The sequence below is a fragment of the Sphaerochaeta sp. S2 genome (assembly GCF_016406725.1).
In the GTDB taxonomy this organism is placed as follows: domain Bacteria; phylum Spirochaetota; class Spirochaetia; order Sphaerochaetales; family Sphaerochaetaceae; genus Sphaerochaeta.
This window is the reverse complement of record NZ_JAEKNT010000527.1, coordinates 1-5185: the sequence shown is the minus strand read 5'-3', so window position 1 is coordinate 5185 and position 5185 is coordinate 1. Positions and strand designations below refer to the sequence as shown.

Here is a 5185-nt window from a genome sequence, read left to right as displayed (position 1 = left end):
CAGTCACATGGGTGACATTTCTATTCGGCAATTCCTGGGTTGAGAACCGGTTAATGAGAAATGATCCAAAAATCACACTGGCTAGGAGATAGACAACCAAAAAGATCCCTGCTCCTACCAACATCCTATTACTCTTCTTGTGGCTCGATTTCATCGTCCTTCTCCTTATTGTCAGCATATTGTTGTAAATCATTCATGGTCAGACCCAAACGCTCCATGGTTTCAAACAGGGAGGGTAGCTCCCGCTTGAGGAAATGTTCACGTCGTTTTTGCAGGACCAGCGTCCTTGCATCCTTTGCGGTGAAATATCCAATCCCTCGTTGGTTCTCAAGCGTACCCTCTTCCTGCAGAAGTGAGTATGTCCTGATAACGGTATTGGGATTCACCTCCAGTTCCATCGCCATATCGCGTACCGAAGGTATTCTCTGACCATCCTCCCAGACATTGCTGAGGATCAAGTCATGAATATACTCGGCAATTTGCATATAGATTGGAGAATGTGTATTAAACTGCATCGGTGGCTTGGACCTCCTCAACCCTGAAGAACGCGGTTACCAGACAGAAGATCGGCAACACAGCATAGTAGAATACTTGGGTGATGATGCTGAAGACCTTCAAAGGACTCAACGCCCTGCTCAAATTTTCTGGACTGAGATAGAACATTGCATCGAATACCTGCAATGAGGAACCAAATTTAATTGCAAACACAATCCTGGTGAACAACAGGCCAAGAGCCCCAAGTACCAGGGCGATCACACCTATTGCCAATACGGTCTTGATAAAATGTGCCTTCCTGAAGTACGTACCACCCAGGAGGAACACTGAGGTCCAGACCCAGTATTGAGCAAGAAGAATCCCAAGATCCCCATCCCTGAAGGGATTGAACATTGCCATCGGATTCCCGAAGATGATCAACTGGATCGGCTCAGTCACCACACTAATAAGAAAGAACAATACAAGCAGTGCTATCGGATACGCCACAATCATCAGCAGAGCCTTTGAAAGGAACTTCTCGAGGTTCGTTGCAGGAAGCATCAACCAATCGTGCTGGGTATCCTTGCCGAACATATCTTCACTGAACATCAGGCTACTGATGATCAATCCCCCAAGCAAGAGGAAAGAAGGAAACATCTCGTTGTAAGATTCAGCTGGAAATGGTACCCCAGCATACCGGGCAAAGACACTCTGCAACGTCTCCGATGCAAACATCACAAGAACAATCACCAGTCCGTAGGTAAACAGGTCCTTCTGGCTGGTCTTTACCTCTCGCTTAACCAAAGCAGAAAATCGATTCATCTCACACCTCCTGCACTACCCTTCGATTGCTCGATGATTACATTGAACAAGGTCTCCAGGTCCAAGGGCTTTCCTTCCCTGTCATCAGTACGTTCACTCAGCACCATCCAGCCTCCAAGCACCTTCTCGGTATACATTCCTTCACCAGCCTTAGGCTGTTCCGTGGTTAGGGAGAGAACATACTTCTCATTCACTGATTCGACCGTGTCGTTGAATATCACCTTGCCATCATGCAGGATGATGATCGGGTCGATCAGATTTTCCATATCACGTACCTGGTGAGTCGAGATGATGAACGTTCTCTGTTCTGTCATGGCGGATGCTACAGTCTGTCTGAACTGCCGCTTGCTTGGAATATCGAGTCCATTCGTTGGCTCGTCCAGAATCAGGAGAGCAGTGTTGGTGGCAAGCCCAAAAGAGAGCAATACCTTCTTTTTCTGTCCCAACGACATCTGATCGAGACGCTGATTCAGATCAATATCGAACTCCCTGCAATACTGACTAAACATCTCATGGTCGAACTTGGGATAAAACGGAGATCGCATAGCAAGATATTCACTTGCTTTCATCTTCGGAAGGGGAAACTCTTCCGGGAGATAGAATATCTCACTAAGCAGTGACGGTTTCCTTTCCTGGGGATTCTCTCCCAATACCTTCGTCTCGCCTTCTTCGATGAAGAGCTGCCCGCTGAGAATCTTCAGCAATGTAGTCTTCCCTGCCCCATTCTTACCCAGCAACCCATAAATATTCCCTCTCTTGATCTCAAGATCAAGATGGTTGAATAGTCGACTCTGGGTATATGAGAAACCAATATTCTGCATGTGCACCACGACCTCTTGTCCGTCCTGGACGGTAAGCGCGTTCTCTTGCATTGCTTGTTCCATGCACGCCTCCTAGTTGTTTACTGTACTAGCTAACTAATACACCAATATTCTAGTCATGTAAAGCCTTTTACCAAATATTTTTTTTCATTCGTACATTTTTCAGCAGGAATATCCAGCAAAATTCCGTACAATTGTCCGACTATTACTAGTAAAATACACCAGAAATTGATAGTATCCAATCTTGCGCGTTCTATGCATAGAGAACGTGCAATGTTCACGCTTCCCCTTCTTGAGAAGGGATGAACCACACTTCATAGAAAGGCCCTAAATACTACATTTAGTACATACCCCATCATGAAATAGAAGGAATCCGGTAATGACTGAAAATACCAACCAATTCTATCTTGACCGACAGAATCAAACAGAATCAAACGCTCGTACATATCCCAGAAAATTCCCCATTGCCATCAAAAAGGCAAAAGGTTCTGTAGTAACCGATGTAGAAGGAAACACCTATCTTGATTTCCTCTGCGGCGCAGGCACCCTTGCTCTCGGTCACAACGACAGTGAAATCACACAGACCATGATCGACCTTCTCCAGAGTGAAGCACCACTGCACTCACTCGATCTTACCACCCCAGTCAAGGATACCTTCGTTCATACCATTCTCTCCTTGCTCCCTGAAGAACTCAGGCAACATGGAAAACTCCAGTTTTGCAGCCCAAGCGGAACTGATGCAGTGGATGCAGCAATAAAGCTCTGCAAGACTGCCACCGGTCGCTCCTCCGTCATTGCCTTCGGAGGTGGATACCACGGAATGGGTCACGGTGCCCTTGCACTGACAGGAAACCTAAACGCAAAAAACAACGTAAATGGGCTCATGAGTGACGTACATTTCTTTCCCTACCCCTACTCCTACCGCTGTCCCTTTGGTCTTGGTGGAGAGGCCGGAGTAGATGCAGCTTGTGCTTACTTCGAGCGCACGCTCAAGGACCCAGAGAGCGGCATCACCAGACCGGCAGCGGTTATCCTTGAACCCATCCAGGGTGAGGGTGGAGTCATTCCTGCCCCAGTAAAATTCCTACAGACTGTCAGGAGGGTTACCGAGGAACTTGGAATCCCCATGATCGTTGATGAGATCCAGTGCGGAGTCGGTCGTTCAGGCAAGTTCTTTGCATTCGAGTATGCCGGCATCACACCCGATGTCATCCTTACCTCAAAGGCAATTGGAGGGAGCCAGCCGATGGCAGTGGTAATCTACCATGAGAAGCTCGATGCCTGGCAACCAGGAGCCCATGCAGGCACCTTCAGGGGAAACCAGATCGCCATGGCAGCCGGTACGGTAGTCATGAAGAGAGTCAGTGACCCTGCTTTCCTCACTGAAGTACAGGAGAAAGGAGCACATCTGGAGAAGGCCTTGCTGAAGCTCAAGCAGGAGGTCTCCATCATTGGAGATATCCGTGCAAAAGGCTTGATGCTTGGTATCGAGTTCGTAGACCCAAGAGGAGAGAAGGATCAACTTGGTTCCCTTCCCTGCAGTGGGGATATCGCAACCCGTGTACAGCAGGAGTGTTTCAAGAATCGCCTTATCATGGAGAAAGGCGGCAGGCATGGATCAGTCATGCGTTGCCTCTGTGCACTGAATGTCACCCATGATGAGATTGAAACCATGCTCAAAATTACCGAGCAAGCAATACGCAAGGTAGATGCAGATGTCACAAAAGCCAACTAACCTTCCTTACTTTCTCGGGCCAGAGAAGGAGAAGAAAGACGAATATAAGAGAGTACTCACCGATACCATTGAGGCGATTACTGACTCTGTGGATGACCAGGGTGCCTATCAGGGAGCTACTGTAGAAGCGCTGCAACAAGCACTGGCTCAGTTTTCCCTGCTTCCCAAACAAGGTATTGGTTGGGAAGCACTCCTGGAACAGGTGAAACAGACCATTCTTCCGCACTTTCTCAGGACCTGGTCACCAAACTACATGGCTCACCTGCATAGCCCGGCTCTCCTGGAGTCCATTGCCAGTGAGTTGATCATCGCAACCTTCAACCAGTCGATGGACAGCTGGGACCAGAGCCCAGTTGCAACCGAGGTTGAGGTAGCAGTGGTCAATCAGTTGTGTGAACTGTATGGCTATCATGAAGGTAGCGACGGAGTATTCACCTCCGGGGGAAGCCAATCGAACCTGAGTGCCATTACCATGGCCCGCGACTGGTACTGCAGTACAAAGCTTGGCCATGATGTGAAAAAGGAAGGGCTTCCTCCCTCCTACCACATGCTCAGGCTCTATACAAGTGAGGTCTCACACTTCTCCATGGAAAAGAGTGCCCATCTGCTCGGCCTTGGCTACAATGCTGTACGCAAGGTTCCCGTTGATGACCTATGCAGGATGGATGTAGAAAAACTCAACGCTATGATCGAGTCGGACAAGCAAGCAGGCCTCCTGCCCTTCTGCGTGGTGGCAACCATTGGGACAACAGACTACGGTTCCATCGATCCTGTTGGAGCATTACGGGAAGTCTGTGACCGTGAGGGAATGTTCCTCCACGCTGATGCAGCCTACGGAAGCGGACTGCAACTTTCCCCGACCTATCGCTCAAGATTAGGAAATCTATCACTCTGTGACTCCATCACAGTCGATTTCCATAAGATGTTCCTGCTCCCTATCAGTTGTGGCGCCCTGCTCGTAAAGAACAAGGAGCACTTCTCGGTATTCACCCTTCATGCAGACTATCTGAACAGGGAGGAAGATGAAGAGGAAGGATACACCAATCTGGTGGGAAAGAGCTTGCAGACCACTCGCAGGGGGGATGCCTTGAAGGTATGGATGGCCTTCCAGTGTAGGGGTAAAGATGGTTATGGCAAGATCATCGACACCTGCACAGAGAATGCTGCATATCTGGCGAAGGAATTGTTGGCCCATGACTCATTCACACTTGCCATTGAACCGGAACTCAGCAGTGTCGTATTCCGCCACAACGGAAGTTGTGAACTGAACAAGCGTATCAGGAAAGAGTTATTGCACCACCATCAAGTGGTGATCGGGCAGACCGTATACAAG

5 protein-coding genes are annotated in these 5185 nt (G+C 48.7%); 2 read left to right on the top strand and 3 right to left on the bottom strand.

All coding sequences use genetic code 11. The features are described 5' to 3' along the window. Positions 1-128: 128 nt before the first annotated feature. The 3 genes from JF818_RS15540 to JF818_RS15530 are packed head-to-tail and all read right to left on the bottom strand — an operon-like array spanning position 129 to position 2180. A complete protein-coding gene (locus JF818_RS15540) occupies positions 129-515 on the bottom strand; it encodes a GntR family transcriptional regulator (protein ID WP_198892955.1) in 387 nt (128 codons plus the stop codon). Further along, positions 505-1296 (bottom strand): hypothetical protein, encoded by a 792-nt coding sequence (locus tag JF818_RS15535; RefSeq protein ID WP_198892954.1) that lies wholly within the window; start codon positions 1294-1296, stop codon positions 505-507. Before JF818_RS15535 ends, JF818_RS15540 begins: the two co-directional genes overlap by 11 nt. After that, on the bottom strand, positions 1293-2180 hold the full coding sequence (locus JF818_RS15530) for an ATP-binding cassette domain-containing protein (protein ID WP_233067985.1): 888 nt from the start codon (positions 2178-2180) through the stop codon (positions 1293-1295). The genes JF818_RS15535 and JF818_RS15530 overlap by 4 nt, the downstream gene beginning before the upstream one ends. A 316-nt stretch (positions 2181-2496) precedes the next feature. Between JF818_RS15530 and JF818_RS15525 the strand changes: the two genes are divergently transcribed. Together JF818_RS15525 and JF818_RS15520 are read left to right on the top strand one after the other, a co-directional pair. Beyond that, on the top strand, positions 2497-3852 hold the full coding sequence (locus JF818_RS15525) for a diaminobutyrate--2-oxoglutarate transaminase family protein (RefSeq protein ID WP_198892953.1): 1356 nt from the start codon (positions 2497-2499) through the stop codon (positions 3850-3852). Next, the coding region (locus JF818_RS15520; protein WP_233067984.1) for an aspartate aminotransferase family protein at positions 3827-5185 on the top strand (1359 nt) is incomplete at its 3' end. The genes JF818_RS15525 and JF818_RS15520, both read left to right, overlap by 26 nt.

Excerpts from the sequence above, each read along its gene's own strand:
- JF818_RS15540 (WP_198892955.1), bottom strand. The coding sequence starts at position 515 with ATGCAGTTTAATACACATTCTCCAATCTATATGCAAATTGCCGAGTAT.
- JF818_RS15535 (WP_198892954.1), bottom strand. The coding sequence starts at position 1,296 with ATGAATCGATTTTCTGCTTTGGTTAAGCGAGAGGTAAAGACCAGCCAG.
- JF818_RS15530 (WP_233067985.1), bottom strand. The coding sequence starts at position 2,180 with ATGGAACAAGCAATGCAAGAGAACGCGCTTACCGTCCAGGACGGACAA.
- JF818_RS15525 (WP_198892953.1), top strand. The coding sequence starts at position 2,497 with ATGACTGAAAATACCAACCAATTCTATCTTGACCGACAGAATCAAACA.